Source organism: Nonomuraea sp. bgisy101, from assembly GCF_057708945.1.
The window spans coordinates 1-15,339 of the sequence record NZ_JBYITD010000065.1; the positions used below are offsets into that span (position 1 = coordinate 1).

A 15,339-nucleotide genomic window follows, 5' to 3' on the forward strand; every position below is an offset into this window, starting at 1 on the left:
TGGATCCACCAGGATCCCCGCGGTGCAGAATCTCGTGCGCCGGTTGACCGGCGGCAAGGACCCGAACATGTCGGTGAACCCGGACGAGGTGGTCGCCATCGGCGCCGCCATCCAGGCCGCCGTCATCAAGGGCGAGGTCAAGGACGTCCTGCTGCTCGACGTCACGCCGCTGTCGCTGGGCGTGGAAACGCTGGGCGGCGTGATGACCAAGGTCATCGAGCGCAACACGACCATCCCCGCACGCCGTACCGAGACCTTCAGCACCGCGGAGGACAACCAGAACTCGGTCGACGTCGTCGTGCTCCAGGGCGAGCGCGAGCGGGCGGCCGACAACCGCGTGCTCGGCCGGTTCAAGCTGGAGAACATCCGCCCGGCGCCGCGCGGCGTCCCGCAGATCGAGGTCACCTACGACGTCGACGCCAACGGCATCCTCAACGTCTCGGCGAAGGACAAGGACACCGGCGCGGAACAGCGCATCACCATCAGTGAGAGCTCGACGCTGGACAAGTCGGAAGTCGACAGGATGATCGCGGACGCCGAACAGCACCGCAACGAGGACGTGCGGCTGCGCGAGATGGTCGACGCCCGCAACGAGCTCGACAGCATCGCCTACCAGGTCGAACGGCGCCTGAACGAGCTGGGGTCCGCCGTGGCGTCGCACGACAAGGCCCGCGCGGAGATGCTGGTCTCGGACGCCAGGCAGGCGATCAAGGAGGAATCGCCGATCGACCGGCTTCGCTCGCTCACCTCGGAGCTGCAGCAGGTCTTCCACGGCCTGTCCGCGGCCGCCGCGGGCCCGCAGCCTCCGGGCGGGCAGCCCGCCGGGCAGCCTGGTGGCCGGCCGGGCGGCCAGGCCGGGGGCGACGACGACGTCATCGATGCCGAGTTCACCACCCCTGAGTGACATGTCCGAGTCCGAACACGGAGCCAGGCCGGCTGAGGCCGAACAGACCGAACAGGCCGACCTCAAGGCGCTGATCGCACAGCTCGAGGCGCGTGTGTCCGAGCTCGAGGACCAGCGGCTGCGCGCGCTGGCCGAGCTCGACAACGTGCGCAAGCGAGCGACCAAGGAGGCGGAGCAGGAGCGGGCACGGGTGGCCAAGGAGTGGCTTCCCGTGCTCGACAACCTCGATCTCGCACTCCAGCACGCCGACGCCGACCCCAGCGCGGTCGTCGAGGGGGTGAAGGTCGTGCGAGAGCAGGCCCTCGCCCTTCTCGAGCGGCTCGGGTTCCCGCGCCGGGACGACACCGGTGCGGCGTTCGATCCGCTCCGGCACGAGGCCGTCGGCGCGGTCGCGCGCCCCGACCTGCCGCAGGGGACGGTCCTCCAGGTGGTCCGTCCCCGTTACGGCGAAGCCGAACGTCAGTTGCGCCCCGCCACCGTGATCGTGTCGAAGGTGGACTGATGGCCGACCAGCGCGACTTCTACCAGGCCCTCGGCGTTTCCAGGACGGCGAGCCAGGACGAGATCCAGCGCGTCTACCGCAAGCTGGCCCGCACGTACCACCCGGACGTCAACAAGGATCCGGAGGCTGAGGAGCGGTTCAAGGAGATCTCCGAGGCCTACCAGGTCCTCTCAGATCCGGAGACGCGGCGCAGGTACGACGCCTTCGGCGAGGACTTCCGCCGCGTGCCCGAGGACGTCGATCCCGAAACGTGGGCACGTGCGCGCGCGGGCGCGGGAGCGGGCGCGAGGGCCGGCGGCGGCCAGTGGAGAGGAGGCGGCGACGCCTGGCGCGACGTGGACCTCGAAGACGTCTTCGGCGACATCTTCGGCGGCGCCCGGGGCCGGGGCTGGGGCCCCGCTCCCGGCGCCGACCAGGAGGCGGAGCTGGTGCTCACGGTCGAGGAGGCCTACCAAGGCGGCCAGAAGAAGCTCGCCCTCAGCGGTGGCCGCCAGATCGACGTCACCATCCCGGCGGGCGTGACCAACGGCCAGCGCATCCGGCTGGCCGGGCAGGGCGGGCGCGGAGGAAGCGGAGCGCCGCCAGGAGACCTCTACCTGATCGTCCGAATAGCCGACCACCCGCGCTACCGCGTCGAAGGCCGCAACATCCACGCCACGTTGCCGATCACTCCGTGGGAGGGGGCGCTGGGCGCGACCGTCTCGCTCGACACTCCCGGCGGCGAGACCAAGGTGCGCGTCCCGAAGGGCACCTCCAGCGGCCGGCGGCTGCGCCTGCGCGGCCAGGGGCTGCCCAACCCCCGTGGAACCCCGGGCGACCTGTTCGCCGAGGTCCGGATCATGGTTCCCTCGCGCCTCACCGAGGAGGAGCAGCGCCTGTTCGAGGAGCTCGCCGCCACCTCGTCCTTCGACCCGAGGAGGTCGCGATGACCTACGCGCTCGTCCGGCGGACGGCCGTCGACGCGGCGATGGACTTGGACAGTTTCGTCAGGGCCACCGGGCTCCATCCGGACCTGGCGCGGCGGCTCGTCGCCCTGGGTCTGCTCGAGGCGCGGCTCGACGCGGCCGGTCGGCTGTGGTTCCCGCTCTCGCAGGTCGCCGCGGCGGGCCGGATCCAGCGACTGCGCGCAGGATTCTCGCTGAACTACGCCGCGCTCGGCCTGGTGATCGAGCTGCTCGACCACATAGCGGAGCTGGAAACGGCTCTGCGCAACCAACGCACGGGAGGGTGACGTGGATCCGAACCGCCTGACGCAGAAATCGCAGGAGGCCCTGCACGACGCGCAGACCAAAGCGCTGCGTTACGGGCACACCGAGGTGGACGGGGAACACCTGCTGCTGGCCCTTCTCGACCGCCCTGACGACCTCGTGCCGCGCCTGCTGCGCCAGGCCGGCGCGGACGCCGACCGGCTCAAGGCGGATCTGGAGGCCGATCTCGAACGCCGTCCCCGCGTGAGCGGCCCGGGCGCCGCACCCGGGCAGGTCTTCGTCACCCAGCGTCTGTCGCGCCTGCTCGACTCGGCGGAACGGGAGGCGCGACGGCTCAAGGACGAGTACGTCTCGGTGGAGCACCTGCTGATCTCCCTGCTTGACGAGGGTTCGCAGACCGCGAGCGGGAGGCTGCTGCGCGAGCACGGCATCACCCGTGACCGTTTCCTCCAGGCGCTGACCGCGATCAGGGGCAACCAGCGGGTGACCTCCGCCATGCCCGAAGTGGCCTACGAGGCGCTCGAGAAGTACGGCCGCGACCTGGTCGCCGACGCCGCGGCGGGAAAGCTCGACCCGGTCATCGGCCGTGACTCCGAGATCCGGCGGGTCATCCAGATCCTGTCCCGCAAGACGAAGAACAACCCGGTGCTCGTCGGCGACCCCGGCGTCGGCAAGACTGCCATCGTCGAGGGCCTGGCGCAGCGCATCGACCGGGGTGACGTGCCGGAAGGGCTCAAGGACAAGACGATCTTCAGCCTCGACATGGGATCGCTCGTGGCCGGCGCCAAGTACCGCGGCGAGTTCGAGGAGCGGTTCAAGGCCGTGCTGAACGAGGTCAAGGCAGCCGAGGGGCGGATCCTGCTCTTCGTGGACGAGCTGCACACCGTGGTCGGCGCGGGCGCGACAGAAGGCGCCATGGACGCGGGCAACATGCTCAAGCCGATGCTCGCGCGCGGCGAACTGCACATGATCGGCGCCACGACGCTGCAGGAGTACCGCCAGCACATCGAGAAGGACGCCGCCCTGGAGCGTCGCTTCCAGCCCGTGCTCGTCGACGAGCCCTCCGTCGAGGACGCCATCTCGATCCTGCGCGGCCTGCGCGAGCGGCTCGAGGTGTTCCACGGCGTGAAGATCCAGGACAGCGCGCTGATCGCGGCGGTGGTGCTCAGCCACCGCTACATCTCCGACCGATTCCTGCCCGACAAGGCGATCGACCTGGTGGACGAGGCGTGCGCCATGCTGCGCACCGAGATCGACTCGATGCCCGCGGAGCTGGACGAGCTCACCCGCCGGCTGATGCGCCTGGAGATCGAAGAGGCGGCGCTCTCCAAGGAGGACGACCCGGCCAGTAAGGCGCGGCTGGAGGACCTGCGCAGGGAACTGGCCGACCTGCGGGCCGAAGCCGACGCCATGCGCGCCCAGTGGGAGGCCGAGCGCCAGGCACTCAAGAAGGTGCAGGACCTGCGGCAGGAGATCGAGACCGTGCAACGGCAGGCCGAGCAGGCCGAACGCGACTACGACCTGAACCAGGCCGCGGAACTGCGGCACGGCAAGCTGCCTGAGCTGCAACGCAAGCTGCAGGCGGAGGAGGAAAGGCTGGCCGCCAAGCAGGGCGGCAAGCGGCTGCTCAAGGAGGTCGTCACCGAGGAGCAGATCGCCGAGATCGTCTCGCGCTGGACCGGTATCCCGGTCAGCCGCCTGGAGGAAGGCGAGCGCGAGAAACTGCTCCACCTGGACGAGTTCCTGCACCGGCGCGTCATCGGGCAGGACGAGGCGGTCCAGCTGGTGGCCGACGCCATCATCCGCGCCCGATCCGGCATCAAGGACCCCCGGCGGCCGATCGGGTCCTTCATCTTCCTCGGCCCCACGGGCGTGGGGAAGACCGAGCTCGCCAAGGCCCTGGCCGAGGGCCTGTTCGACACCGACGAGAACCTGATCCGGGTCGACATGAGCGAGTACCAGGAACGTCACACGGTCAGCAGGCTCGTGGGCGCGCCCCCCGGATACATCGGCTACGAGGAGGGCGGGCAGCTCACCGAGGCGGTCCGGCGCAAGCCGTACTCCGTGATCCTGTTCGACGAGATCGAGAAGGCACACGCGGACGTCTTCAACATCCTGCTCCAGGTACTGGACGACGGGCGGCTCACCGACGCGCAGGGCCGTACGGTCGACTTCCGCAACACCGTCATCATCATGACGTCGAACATCGGCTCGCAGTACCTGCTCGACGGCGTCACCCCCGACGGGGAGATCAAGCCGGAGAACCGCGAAAGCGTCATGTCGGAGCTGCGGCGGCACTTCCGCCCCGAGTTCCTCAACCGCGTCGACGACATCGTCCTGTTCAAGCCGCTCACCGAGGCGGAGATCGAGCAGATCGTCGACCTGATGTTCAACGACATCAGGAACCGGCTCGCCGACCGCCGCCTGACGCTCGAGGTGACCGAGAGCGCCAAGCGCTACATCGCCCAGCAGGGCTTCGACCCGGTGTACGGCGCGCGCCCGCTCCGCCGGTTCATCTCCCGCGAGGTCGAGACCCGCATCGGCAGGGCGTTGCTCAAGGGCGACGTGCAGGACGGCTCCATGATCACCATCGACGTGCGTGACGGCGAACTCGTCGTCACCTATTGAACCTGTTGAGGTGACGTCATGTCGTCCCACATCGTGACGTGCGCGGCATGCGGGCGCAGGAACAAGGTGCCCGCCGCCGCTTCGGGCGTTCCGCACTGCGGCCACTGCCACGCGACGCTGCCGTGGATCGCGGACGCCGACGACACGAGTTTCGCCGAGGTGGCGGAGAAGTCGGTGATTCCCGCGCTGGTCGACCTGTGGGCGCCGTGGTGCGGTCCCTGCCGCCAGGTCAGTCCCGCGCTCGAACAGGTCGCGGCCGAGCTGGCCGGCCAGGTGAAGCTGGTGAAGGTCAACGTGGACGACTCCCCCAGGATCTCGTCACGGTTCGACGTCACGGCCGTGCCCACACTGCTGGTGATGCGGAACGGGGAAGTGATCAGCCGCCAGGCGGGCGCCGCCCCCGCGCACGTCCTGCGGCAGTGGGTGACGGGAGTGCTCGCGGACTACAGCGCCAGACGAGATCGCTGAATCGCCCGAGCTCCGGGGCACGACCCGACCCACCGGAGCAAGCACATGTCCGACCACCCACCCCCTTCCGCCGACGCGATCGTCGTCGGCGCCGGACTGGCAGGCCTCACCTGCGCCCGTGACCTCCACCACCACGGCCTGAACGTCGCGGTCCTCGAAGCCCGTGACCGAGGTGGCGGCCCCTTGAACTCCACGTGGCACGCGTCGCGGTTGTGCTCCTCGACGCGATGCATGGCCTCCAGCAAGCCGGCCCACACGGCCGGCTCCCGTTCGGCCAGCTCGGGCAGTGGCAGGGTCATCGACGTCCCGGAGACGACGTCCTCGCCTTGGCGGCCGAACAGGACCTCACCGAACGGGGCCCGCTCACCGGTGTTGGGGTCGCGGCTGAACGCGACACCGGTGCCGCTGTGGCCGTCGCGGTTCCCGAACACCATGGCCTGCACGGTGACGGCCGTGCCGTGCTCGTTCGGGATGCCGTGCAGGGTGCGGTAGGTCGTGGCGCGCGGCGTGTCCCAGGACGAGAACACCGCCATGACGGCCAGCTCCAGCTGCCGCATCGCGTCGTCGGGGACCGGTCCCCCTGCTCGTTCGCGGATGAGGGCCTCAACGCCGCCGATCGCGTCGGCGAGGCGGGTCTCCTCGGTGCCCGCGTGGCGCTCGGCGCCCCCGCCGGTGACGGCCGGCAGGCTGTCCGGGTCCAGGCCGTAGACAGCGCGGGCGAAGCCGGACAGGAACCGCAGGCGCGTGTCCAAGGCGAACCGCGGGTCTCCCGTCTCAGCGGCCGGTCCCGCGGTGCTCTCCGCTGTGAGACCGAGGTTGAGGATCGTGCTCATCATGCCCGGCATCGACACGGTGCCGCCCGACCTCCGCCGAGAGCGGGTGGATCCAGATCACCGGTGCAGCATCTCGACGTGCCGAACGCGCCCCATTCGACCAGTGCCGACCGGCTGGTGCCGCACGCCCTCCGCTGCATCGGGTTCGCCGGCCTCGGCCGGGTGTCCGAGGCGACAGGGCTCCCCGAGCCCGACGCCGAGTCCGAACTGATCGATCTCGCCGTGGCCGGCCTCGTCACGCGTGTTCCCGGCGACTTCGGCGGATGGGGGCTCACCGAGGCCGGACGCGCCGCGGATGCCGAGCGGATCTCCGCCGAGCTGGACGCGGCCGGCACCCGGACCACTGTTTCCGCCGCGTACGACGGCTTTCTCGTGCTCAATCCGGAGCTGCTCGATCTCTGTACGACCTGGCAGCTGCGATCCGTCGACGGCGTCGCGACGCCGAACGACCACAGCGACCCCGCCTACGACTCGCGGGTGCTGGACCGGTTCATCGACTTCGACCAGCGTGCCGAGGTCGCCTGCGCGGACCTGTCCGCGGCGATGCTCCGCTTCCGGCGGTACCGGACCAGGCTCACCGGAGCACTCGCGCGTGCCAGGTCCGGTGCGTTGGACGAGGTGGCCGACAGCACCGTGTCGTACCACGCCGTGTGGTTCCAGCTCCACGAGGACCTGCTCGCCACCCTGGGCATTCCGCGGTTCTGAACGGTGGTGACGCGTCCGGGGCGATGCCGTCCCGACGACGCCGCCGCGGGTCATCGTCCTCCCTCGCCGTCGCCGCCGCGGATCATCGCCCTGCCTCACTGGAGCACGTGGCGGTCGGGTCCCCCGCCGTCGCCGCGGCGTGGGCGGCGCCTCGTCCGGAGGCCCGCGCGGAGACCGTGCCCGCGTGGACGCGCACCGCGGCCTCGGTGGCGTCGCCCGCGTCCTGGACGCCGACGGCCGAGGCGACGGCCGCGCGGTCGTCGAGGACGAGGCGCAGGCCCGGCCAGGCGTCGGGAGCGAACACGCGTCGCAGGCAGCCGGTGAGATCGCTGATCCTGAGCCGCACAAGGCGTCCGATCTCGGCTGGATCGCTCGTCACGACGGCCACGGTGATCCGGTCGCCCGGGCGGGCGGCGCGGACGGCTTCCTCGGCCGCCTCCAGCCGGCTGGTGCCGAGCACCGCGATCACACCGTCGGCGTCGAATCCGACGAGGCGACCGGTGATCTGATCCGGCAACTCCGCTGGCGGCTCCCATGCGTCCTGGACAGGACGTGCGGGGGTGACGTACGGCAGGTGCGGCGGGCCCCACGTGTCGGCGAGGTCGAGGTCGGCCAGGTGCTGGCAGGCGCGTGCCACGTCGAAGGGGTCGCCGAATCCGGGCGCCGTGTCGGCCAGGTGCCCGGCGCCGTTCAACAGCGTGAGGACCAGCTCGGCCAGCCGTACCCGCCTCGTGCGGTACGGCGTGCGCGACTCCAGCGCGAGAGCCAGCAGCAGCGCCTCCAGCCTGGTGACCTGTGCCAGGGCGGTACGGCCAGGTTCGTCGTCGAACACCCCGGCCAGCGAGCGCAACTGCAGGCTCCCCCCTGCGGGCGTGTCGCCGGCCAGCGGCAGCCGCTCGAGCCAGGCGCGGGCGAACGCGCCCACGGCCTCGCCAGGACCGGGTGAGGACGACGCCTCGGCCTTGCCCGCGTGCTCGACCGACTCGATCAGGACCGCCAGGTAGAGCGCGCGCTTGCTCGGGAAGTTCGAGTACACCGCGCCACGGGTCAGCTCGGCCCGCTCCGCGATCCGGTCGACCTTGGCGTCGGCGTATCCGCGCTCGGCGAACTCCGCCCTCGCCGCGGCCAGCACGGCCGCCCGGGTGCGTTCCTGCTGCTGCGCTCGGGTCAGCCTTGCCATCGCGGTCCCTTCACTCTCCTCATGCGCACGATTCTCCCATCATTCAAATGCTACTATCATCTGAATGATGCGGACATGACCGTCGGGCAAGTGAGTCGTGCTCAGCGGCACATCGCGTCGATGAGATCCGAGAAATGCGGGAACTCCGCTTGTGCGGCAGTCACGATCTGGGTGGGGGCACGGCGGCGGCCGGGTGCGTGTCGCTCGGCGATCGCGTGGAAGGCCTCGTTCGGCGGCGTCGGGGAGTCGGGGTCTCTGAAGGCCTCGGCAGGGCCCAGGCCGGCGGCGAACAGCCAGAGGAGGTCGCCGAGATCCCGGGCGATCAGACCGTGTTCACCCTCTGAACCGATGTAGACAACGGGCTGGTCGATGATCGCCGCCTCGGGCCGTACCAGCCAGAAGCCGGTGTAGTCACCCGCCCCGGTCGTGCCGAAGAAACGGAACTCGCTGCCGTCGACCTCTTGGTTGCCGGTCCACAGGCGGAACCACCACGCCGTCCGGCCGGGCTCCTCGAACTGACCGTAGGGCTCGAAGTCACAGCCGCGGGCCTCGTCGGCCTCCTCGTCCCACTCCCACTCGAAGCCGACCTCGGCCACCTCGGCCAGGGCAGTGGGCAATGCGAGATCTTCAGGTACGTCAACCATGCCGAAAGATTAATCGATCAACGAAAGCTGCCGGCCGGCGTGCCCTGCGCCACCCTAGCTGCTTTCACCCCAGCGCCCTCCGCTGCGGTTGCGTCCGGGTGGCCGTTCGCGGCGCCTGAGCCGCTGACGCCAGTGACGATGTTCGGCGAACGCGCGGCCGACCGGCAGTTGCCATGAACGCTCAGGCGTTCCCGCGACTCCAAGCCATGCGTTCATGGAGGTCGTCGCAGGGCAGGATCAGCAGATGCCTCCGTAGCTGATCCTGCCCAGAGTCAAGTAGCCCGCCTGCGCATTCCTGACTCGTCCCGCTCTCCCCGGACCACCCGGCGCAAGCCGTCCAGCCGGCTCCTGGCCGGCTCAGGAGCAGGCGGGGCCGATGGCGGGGGCGGGGTCGAGCTGGTCGGCGGCGCGGCGCAGGGCGCGGGCCAGGCGGGCCCTGACGCGCTCGGTGTCGCCGCCGGGCCGCCGTGGCGCGCCCGGAAGGCCGGAGCGCAGGCCGTCGGAATATCCCATCGCGGTCTGGTGGGCGAGCACGTGCATGGCGTCCATGAATCCTCCTTAATCCATTAAGAGCTTAACTGATTAAGAAGGGCGGACGCTAGGGTGTGGGCATGGCCGAGCGAGTGACCCTGCAGACGATCGCGGACCGCGTCGGAGTCTCCCGCGCCACCGTCTCCTACGCCTTCTCCCGGCCCGACCAGCTCAGCACGGAACTGCGCGAGCGCATCCTGCGCGTCGCTGACGAGCTCGGCTACGCCGGCCCCCACCCCACCGCGCGCTCCCTGCGCCTCGGGCGGGCCGGGGTGCTCGGGCTGATCTTCACCGAGACGCTGCCCTATGCCCTCGGCGACCCCTACGCCATCGGCTTCCTGCAGGGGCTGGCCGTGGCCGCCGAGGAGGCGGCCGTCGGGCTGCTGCTCCTGCAGCAGCCGCGCGGCGTCGAACGCCCCGAACTCGTACGGAACGCCGTGGTCGACGCCTTCGTCGTCTTCTGCCTGCCCGACGGGCACGCGGCGCTCGACGCCGTCCTCGCCCGGCGCCTGCCCACGCTCCTGGTCGACGAGCCGATCGTGGACGGCGTACCGCACCTCGGCATCGACGAGCAGGCCGCCGCCGGCGCCGCCGTGCGGCACGTGCTGGACCTCGGGCACCGGCACCTCGGGTTGGCCGTGGTCGGCCTGGGCGTCGACGACCGCCACGGCTGGGCCGACCCCGCCCGGCAGGAGACCGCGGTCTTCCGCGCCATGCGCAACCGCGTGCTCGGCTACCGCGCCGCGGCCGAGGCCGAGGGGCTGGACTGGGCGCGGACGCCCGTCTACGAGGTGGCGGCCAACGAACGCGACTCCGGCCGCGAGGCCGGGCGGGCGCTGCTCGCGCGCTCACCCCGGCCGACGGCGATCCTGTGCAACACCGACGTGCTGGCGCTCGGCGTGCTCGACGCGGCGGCCGAGGCCGGGGTGAAGGTACCGGAGGAGCTGTCGGTGGTCGGCTTCTCCGACGCCGGCGCCGAGGAGGCAGGGCTCACCACGATCCGCCAGTACAGCCGGCTCGCCGGCCGGACGGCGGGCCGTCTGGTGCTGTCCGGGGAGCCCACGCCCGAGCGCACCCTGCTGCCGCACGAACTCGTCGTCCGCGCCAGCACCGCCCCGCCCCCATGACGACGCCATCCGCGAGCAGGGCCGGGGCACCGCGACCCTCCCCGCCGCCCCGTCCTTCCGGCCGTCGGCTCGGGTCCGTGCCACGAGGCCCGCAGTAGGGCGTTGCCGCAGGCCATGATGGGCGACAGACGTTCGGCATGAGTCAGGCGGTCGCCACCGTGACAAACGCGGCTTCAAGGCGCGATGCCGAGCGCGTTCGTGAAGTGCTACGCGGTGCCAGGCTGGTGAAGTGCGGCGACGGCCGGGCCGAGGGTCGAGCCGGACAACGACGACGATCAGACGCCGCAGGCGTGGCTGGTGCCGTGAACACCTCTCCGGCCTGTCGTCACTTCGACCCGAGATCGCAGATCAGCGGCATATCCGTTGGCAACTCCTTGATGGCTACCGGGAACCTGAGTAGCAAGATCGTTCTCATCGAGAACGGCTGCCCGCCGTCTCCTCACCCCCGCGTTCGTCAAGGGCTCCCCTACGCTCGGCCACCTCCCTCGAGTGTCACCATCCACACAGGTATCATTACTCTCCGTAGTCAAGCGGTGGAGATGCGATCAACGCGCCCACCGCACCACGAAAGGGCCTCATCCGTGGGGTTCTGATGACATCAACCAGGATGGATCATGAGTCTTCAACTGCGCTGGGCCACCATCATGACTGCGACCGCGATGGCGGGCGGCCTGACCGCATGTGGTGCCGATATCGCTTCCATGTCCACGTCCATGTTCATGCCCGGGTCCACTCCCCCTTCGAAGTCGTCCCACCAGTTGTCGTCTCACTCCAACTCTCAGTACGGCTCCCAGTCGGACTCCGACCCCGACTACGACGTCGACCCCGAGCCCGAGCCCGAGTCTGTGCCCATGTCCAACAGCAGGGTGAGGGAGTGCCACAAGGGCCTCTGCACGGTGACGGTGTCCGGCGCCTCGACGCAGAGCATCTCGCTGGCCGACAACGACAGCGAGACCGCTGAACGGCAAGCGTCCACCCTGGTCATCAGCGACTTCGCCGCCGACTCGGTCTGGCTCGGAATGGGCACGGAGAAGAAGCAGGTACAGAAGGGCAGGTCCGTGGGGATCGACGGTTGGACGTTCACCTTGCAAAGCGTTGACCCGAACGCTCTCGCGGCGAAGCTCGTCTACGTCCCCAAGTCTTAGGGCTGCTGCCCCAGCGTCGGCGCTTCCGGCATCCGGGTCGCAAGCGCCTCGATGGCTCCTGGAGCGGTTCGTCACCACTCGCTACGGCGTCGCGTACTGACTTTCCGCCGCGGCCCCGGCACCGGGCGGACTACCCGTGCTCCCTCACGATCCGGACCGCACAGGCCACCGAGACCCATACCGCTGTCCTAGGCACCACGGCCAAGCGCGACGGATGCCAGGTCGCGATGGACAGCCCAGGCCGCGAGGCCGATCGGCGCCTCGCGAGCGGCGGGCCCGCACGGAATGGATGCCGACCTCACCTGGCGCACGGTGACGACACACCGAGACGCACTGGCGCGGGGTGCTGTGCGGTACCCGCGCCGCGCTGGGGGCGGGGTCATCCGTCGAGGAAGCGCAGCAACTCCGCGGTGACGAACTGGGGGTTCTCCTCGACGAGCCAGTGCCCTGCCTTCGGCACGTCCACCGCCCGCACGATCTTGGTCATGCGTGGGGCCACTGTGGCTCGGACCGGGTCGAGCTGTCCTTGGGCGGTCATGAGCAGGGTAGGGACACGTATCGGTGCTGCTGCCACGGCATCGCGGACGTCCTTGTCGAGGGCTCGGTAGAGTTCGAAGCCGCCCGACAGGACCTTGGGTCGGCTGTAGGTCCGTGCGTACTCGTTGATCTCGGTGTCGGTGAACGGGGACCGATCCGAGGTGCCACCGAACGCCGTTCCACCGAACGAGACCTGGGGGTAGAACAGCGCCAGGTACTCGCGGACGTCGTCGCCTACGACCGTCTCGGGGACTCGTCGTTGGGAGTGAAAGGCGATGTGCCAGCTCAGTGAACGGTACGTGGACGCATCGATCGCGGGCCCCGGTAGCGGCAGGTCGAAGTATCCGAGGCGTGCGGTGTCGTCGGGGAATTGGCTGGCGTACTGAAATGCCACTGCGGCGCCGAAATCGTGCCCGACGACGCGGGCGTCACGCACCCCGAGCCGATCGGCGATCAGCTTGTGCACGTACCGCGCCAGAGTGGCCTTGTCGTAGCCGGTCGGCGAGCCCGTGCTGTCGCCCAGTCCTGGAAGGTCGACAGCGAAGACGGTGTGGTTCTTGGCGAGTGCCGGCATGATCGGCCACCAGCCGTACCAGGTCTGTGGCCAGCCGTGTATCAGCACTACCGGCGTGCCGCTGCCGCCGGTCACGTAGTGCATCCGGACGCCGTCCACATCGGCGAACTCGTGCCGGAAGGTGTTCTTGAACTGGGGATCGCCCTGGGTGGCGACGGCGTAGGGGGGAGCGCCCTCGGCGGCCGGCGTGGAGCAGGCCGCGGTAAAGATCGTGAGCAGGAGGGCGAGTGCGACGGTCGCCACCGTGCGCGCGGATCGGAGGAAGCGGCGCGACAACGGCCGCGTTGCGGTGATCATGTGTTCCTGTCCTTGAGAAGGTGGATCAGCGCCCGGTCGCGCCGTCGATCAGTTCGCGGACGATGTCCGCGTGGCCGGCGTGGCGGCCGGTCTCCTCGATCATGTGGGTGAGTGCCCAGCGGATGCTGGGAGCGGGGCGTTCCGGCCGCGATCGAGGGACCGGTGCGCCGAGGTCGGTGCACCCGTCGAGCACTGCGTTCGCGAGCGTGACCGTCTCTCGGTAGCGGGCGACGACGGCGGACACGCTGTCCTCAGGTGCGGCCTGGAACGTCGCCTGCCAGTCGGTGACGTCGTCCCCGAGGAACATCGAGCGTTCGACGAAGGTGAGGTGGTCGAGCAGGCCGAGCAGGTTCGTGCCCGACGGCACTGCGGCTGTTCGGACCTGCGGTTCGGGGGCACCCTCGACCTTGGCGGCGATCGAGGTCCGGAGGTAGTCGAGGAAGCCGCGCAGGATCTCGGTCTCGCTGCTTCCGGTCCGGGGCGGCGGAGTGTCGCCGCGGCGGTTGCGGCGCGTTGTGCTGCGCACAGTGGTCTCTTTCGTTGGGAGCCATGTCAGGCGGTGCGGCGGATGAGCAGGACGTGGTCGGTGACCTCGGCGGTGCGCCCGCCCGGTCCGGTCGCGATCCGGCGGGGCGCGTCACTCCGCTCGACCGTCCACGTCGCCGCGTCCAGATCGAGACCCGCGGCGACCTCCTGCGGGCTCGGGTATCGGGCGTCGGGATCCTGGTTCCACGACCACGGCGCGGTCGAGCCGTGGTCGACGACCAGCAGTCGCCCACCCGGGCGCAGTGCGTGCGCGGCCGAGCGCAGGACGGTTGCCCTGTCCAGGTCGAGGGGGGTGTGCAGGTAGTGGGCGCAGATCAGGTCGAACCCGCCCAGCGGGAAAGAGTCGTGCAGGTCGTGCCGCACGGTGATGACGTGGTCGCCCAGGCCGTGTGAGCGGGCAAGGCCGGCGAGCCGCTCGACCGCCACGGCCGAGATGTCGACGGCGGTGACGTGCCACCCCCGGCGGGCGAGCCACAGCGCGTCGCCGCCGTCGCCGCATCCGAGGTCCAACGCGTCGCCGGGCGGCAGGCCCGTGACCGTCTCAGCGAGACGGTCGTTCGGCCGAGGGTCGGTGGCCGCTGGTCGGGCCGCATAGACGCCGTCCCAGAACGTGACCGCATCGGTGGTGCTCATCGAGGCTCCTTCTGTCGGTAGGCGCTCAGTTTCGCCAGACCCGCCACGATCTGGCACGGATTCTTGCGGTTCTGGCAAGATGGCCTCGTGGATCGGACAACGGACGAAGACGTGCTTGACGCGGTGGGACCACGACTGCGCGCGCTGCGTCGAGACCGCGGCATCACCCTCGCCGACCTCGCGACGACGACCGGCGTGTCGGAGAGCACCCTGTCCCGGCTGGAGAGCGGGCAGCGCCGGGCGACCCTGGAGTTGCTGCTGCCGCTGGCTCGTACCTACGACGTTCCGTTGGACGATCTCGTCGGCGCCCCGCGCACCGGCGACCCCCGGATACACCTGAAGCCGATCCGGCGGTTCGGGATGATCTTCGTTCCGTTGTCCCGGCGGCCGGGCGGGGTGCACGCGTTCAAGATGATCATCCCCGCTCAGCCGGAACCGCTCACACCGACCCCGCAGACTCACGAAGGCTTCGAGTGGGTGTACGTGCTCAACGGTCGCCTGCGGCTGGTGCTCGGCGAGCGCGACCTGACGTTGCCCCCCGGTGAGGCAGCCGAGTTCGACACGTCCTTGCCGCACTGGCTGGGCAGCGCCGACGGCGGCGTGGTCGAGCTTCTCATCCTGTTCGGCCTGCAAGGGATGCGTGCGCACGTGCGCGCCGACCCTCATCCGTCATCTCACAGCAGGAGCCGGCGGTGAGCTCGGCGCGAGACCGTCCGTTCGCGGCGACAGCGAGCCTTCCCGCTCAGAACCCCTGCTGGAAAGTCTGATCGCGGGAGCCGCGAAGCGCGGCGAGGTGGACTTGTCCTCGTGAGCGAGAAATCCACCGCCGCCAGGGCCCGCCAGGATGCTCCACAGCGCCACGAGCGCCTTGACCACC

16 protein-coding genes and 2 pseudogenes are annotated in these 15,339 nt (G+C 70.2%); 11 read left to right on the forward strand and 7 right to left on the reverse strand.

Annotation, left to right across the window (positions count from 1 at the left end; all coding sequences use genetic code 11):
* From AC3EO4_RS53490 to AC3EO4_RS53520, 7 genes and pseudogenes are all read left to right on the forward strand, one after another.
* Positions 1-904 (forward strand): Hsp70 family protein (locus AC3EO4_RS53490; RefSeq protein ID WP_431904182.1); only part of this gene is annotated, 904 nt, incomplete at its 5' end.
* A gap of 1 nt (position 905) precedes the next feature.
* Positions 906-1,406 carry a nucleotide exchange factor GrpE gene (locus tag AC3EO4_RS53495; RefSeq protein ID WP_379580321.1) on the forward strand — a complete coding sequence of 167 codons (501 nt, stop codon included), beginning with the start codon at positions 906-908 and terminating at the stop codon, positions 1,404-1,406.
* Positions 1,406-2,335, forward strand: coding sequence for a DnaJ C-terminal domain-containing protein (locus tag AC3EO4_RS53500; RefSeq protein ID WP_431904185.1), 930 nt, complete (start codon positions 1,406-1,408; stop codon positions 2,333-2,335). The genes AC3EO4_RS53495 and AC3EO4_RS53500 overlap by 1 nt, the downstream gene beginning before the upstream one ends.
* Entirely contained in the window at positions 2,332-2,637 is a 306-nt protein-coding gene (locus AC3EO4_RS53505; RefSeq protein ID WP_379580319.1) for a chaperone modulator CbpM, read from the forward strand. The genes AC3EO4_RS53500 and AC3EO4_RS53505 overlap by 4 nt, the downstream gene beginning before the upstream one ends.
* 1 nt (position 2,638) lies before the next feature.
* Positions 2,639-5,242 (forward strand): ATP-dependent chaperone ClpB, encoded by a 2,604-nt coding sequence (gene clpB, locus AC3EO4_RS53510; protein WP_431904188.1) that lies wholly within the window; start codon positions 2,639-2,641, stop codon positions 5,240-5,242.
* A gap of 18 nt (positions 5,243-5,260) precedes the next feature.
* Entirely contained in the window at positions 5,261-5,710 is a 450-nt protein-coding gene (gene trxA, locus AC3EO4_RS53515; RefSeq protein ID WP_431904190.1) for a thioredoxin, read from the forward strand.
* 45 nt (positions 5,711-5,755) lie between these two features.
* A pseudogene (locus tag AC3EO4_RS53520) lies at positions 5,756-5,911 on the forward strand (FAD-dependent oxidoreductase); the annotation flags it as partial.
* A gap of 113 nt (positions 5,912-6,024) precedes the next feature.
* Here AC3EO4_RS53520 and AC3EO4_RS53525 read toward each other — a convergent pair.
* Positions 6,025-6,555, reverse strand: a pseudogene (locus AC3EO4_RS53525) (PEP/pyruvate-binding domain-containing protein); the annotation flags it as partial.
* Between the two features lie 66 nt (positions 6,556-6,621).
* Here AC3EO4_RS53525 and AC3EO4_RS53530 point away from each other — a divergent pair.
* Positions 6,622-7,248 (forward strand): transcriptional regulator, encoded by a 627-nt coding sequence (locus AC3EO4_RS53530; protein WP_431904193.1) that lies wholly within the window; start codon positions 6,622-6,624, stop codon positions 7,246-7,248.
* An 82-nt stretch (positions 7,249-7,330) separates the two neighbouring features.
* On the opposite strand, the gene AC3EO4_RS53535 is transcribed toward AC3EO4_RS53530, so the two are convergent.
* The 3 genes from AC3EO4_RS53535 to AC3EO4_RS53545 all read right to left on the reverse strand — a co-directional run bounded on the left by AC3EO4_RS53535 (position 7,331) and on the right by AC3EO4_RS53545 (position 9,621).
* On the reverse strand, positions 7,331-8,428 hold the full coding sequence (locus AC3EO4_RS53535; RefSeq protein WP_431904195.1) for a TetR/AcrR family transcriptional regulator: 1,098 nt from the start codon (positions 8,426-8,428) through the stop codon (positions 7,331-7,333).
* 101 nt (positions 8,429-8,529) lie between these two features.
* Entirely contained in the window at positions 8,530-9,072 is a 543-nt protein-coding gene (locus AC3EO4_RS53540) for an SMI1/KNR4 family protein (RefSeq protein WP_379580313.1), read from the reverse strand.
* A gap of 357 nt (positions 9,073-9,429) precedes the next feature.
* Entirely contained in the window at positions 9,430-9,621 is a 192-nt protein-coding gene (locus tag AC3EO4_RS53545; RefSeq protein WP_379580312.1) for a hypothetical protein, read from the reverse strand.
* A gap of 62 nt (positions 9,622-9,683) precedes the next feature.
* Here AC3EO4_RS53545 and AC3EO4_RS53550 point away from each other — a divergent pair, with 62 nt between their 5' ends.
* The gene (locus AC3EO4_RS53550; protein WP_379580311.1) at positions 9,684-10,730 is read left to right on the forward strand and encodes a LacI family DNA-binding transcriptional regulator; all 1,047 of its coding nucleotides are present in this window, start codon (positions 9,684-9,686) and stop codon (positions 10,728-10,730) included.
* Positions 10,731-11,344: 614 nt separating this feature from the next.
* Positions 11,345-11,875, forward strand: coding sequence for a hypothetical protein (locus tag AC3EO4_RS53555; protein WP_431904199.1), 531 nt, complete (start codon positions 11,345-11,347; stop codon positions 11,873-11,875).
* Positions 11,876-12,254: 379 nt separating this feature from the next.
* Here AC3EO4_RS53555 and AC3EO4_RS53560 read toward each other — a convergent pair whose 3' ends face one another.
* The 3 genes from AC3EO4_RS53560 to AC3EO4_RS53570 are packed head-to-tail and all read right to left on the reverse strand — an operon-like array spanning position 12,255 to position 14,462.
* Positions 12,255-13,283, reverse strand: a complete 1,029-nt coding sequence (locus tag AC3EO4_RS53560; RefSeq protein ID WP_431904201.1) for an alpha/beta fold hydrolase — start codon at positions 13,281-13,283, stop codon at positions 12,255-12,257.
* Between the two features lie 25 nt (positions 13,284-13,308).
* Positions 13,309-13,809, reverse strand: coding sequence for a DinB family protein (locus AC3EO4_RS53565; protein ID WP_431904204.1), 501 nt, complete (start codon positions 13,807-13,809; stop codon positions 13,309-13,311).
* A 26-nt stretch (positions 13,810-13,835) separates the two neighbouring features.
* Positions 13,836-14,462 (reverse strand): class I SAM-dependent methyltransferase, encoded by a 627-nt coding sequence (locus tag AC3EO4_RS53570; protein ID WP_379580307.1) that lies wholly within the window; start codon positions 14,460-14,462, stop codon positions 13,836-13,838.
* 63 nt (positions 14,463-14,525) lie between these two features.
* Here AC3EO4_RS53570 and AC3EO4_RS53575 point away from each other — a divergent pair, with 63 nt between their 5' ends.
* A complete protein-coding gene (locus tag AC3EO4_RS53575) occupies positions 14,526-15,158 on the forward strand; it encodes a helix-turn-helix domain-containing protein (RefSeq protein ID WP_431904207.1) in 633 nt (210 codons plus the stop codon).
* Positions 15,159-15,339 lie beyond the last annotated feature (181 nt).

What these genes read in the sequence shown, in the direction of transcription:
- AC3EO4_RS53560 (WP_431904201.1), bottom strand. Translation starts at nt 13,283, where the DNA reads ATGATCACCGCAACGCGGCCGTTGTCGCGCCGCTTCCTCCGATCCGCG.
- AC3EO4_RS53500 (WP_431904185.1), top strand. Translation starts at nt 1,406, where the DNA reads ATGGCCGACCAGCGCGACTTCTACCAGGCCCTCGGCGTTTCCAGGACG.
- trxA (WP_431904190.1), top strand. Translation starts at nt 5,261, where the DNA reads ATGTCGTCCCACATCGTGACGTGCGCGGCATGCGGGCGCAGGAACAAG.
- AC3EO4_RS53505 (WP_379580319.1), top strand. Translation starts at nt 2,332, where the DNA reads ATGACCTACGCGCTCGTCCGGCGGACGGCCGTCGACGCGGCGATGGAC.
- AC3EO4_RS53555 (WP_431904199.1), top strand. Translation starts at nt 11,345, where the DNA reads ATGAGTCTTCAACTGCGCTGGGCCACCATCATGACTGCGACCGCGATG.
- AC3EO4_RS53495 (WP_379580321.1), top strand. Translation starts at nt 906, where the DNA reads ATGTCCGAGTCCGAACACGGAGCCAGGCCGGCTGAGGCCGAACAGACC.
- AC3EO4_RS53545 (WP_379580312.1), bottom strand. Translation starts at nt 9,621, where the DNA reads ATGGACGCCATGCACGTGCTCGCCCACCAGACCGCGATGGGATATTCC.
- AC3EO4_RS53535 (WP_431904195.1), bottom strand. Translation starts at nt 8,428, where the DNA reads ATGGCAAGGCTGACCCGAGCGCAGCAGCAGGAACGCACCCGGGCGGCC.
- AC3EO4_RS53550 (WP_379580311.1), top strand. Translation starts at nt 9,684, where the DNA reads ATGGCCGAGCGAGTGACCCTGCAGACGATCGCGGACCGCGTCGGAGTC.
- AC3EO4_RS53570 (WP_379580307.1), bottom strand. Translation starts at nt 14,462, where the DNA reads ATGAGCACCACCGATGCGGTCACGTTCTGGGACGGCGTCTATGCGGCC.
- AC3EO4_RS53540 (WP_379580313.1), bottom strand. Translation starts at nt 9,072, where the DNA reads ATGGTTGACGTACCTGAAGATCTCGCATTGCCCACTGCCCTGGCCGAG.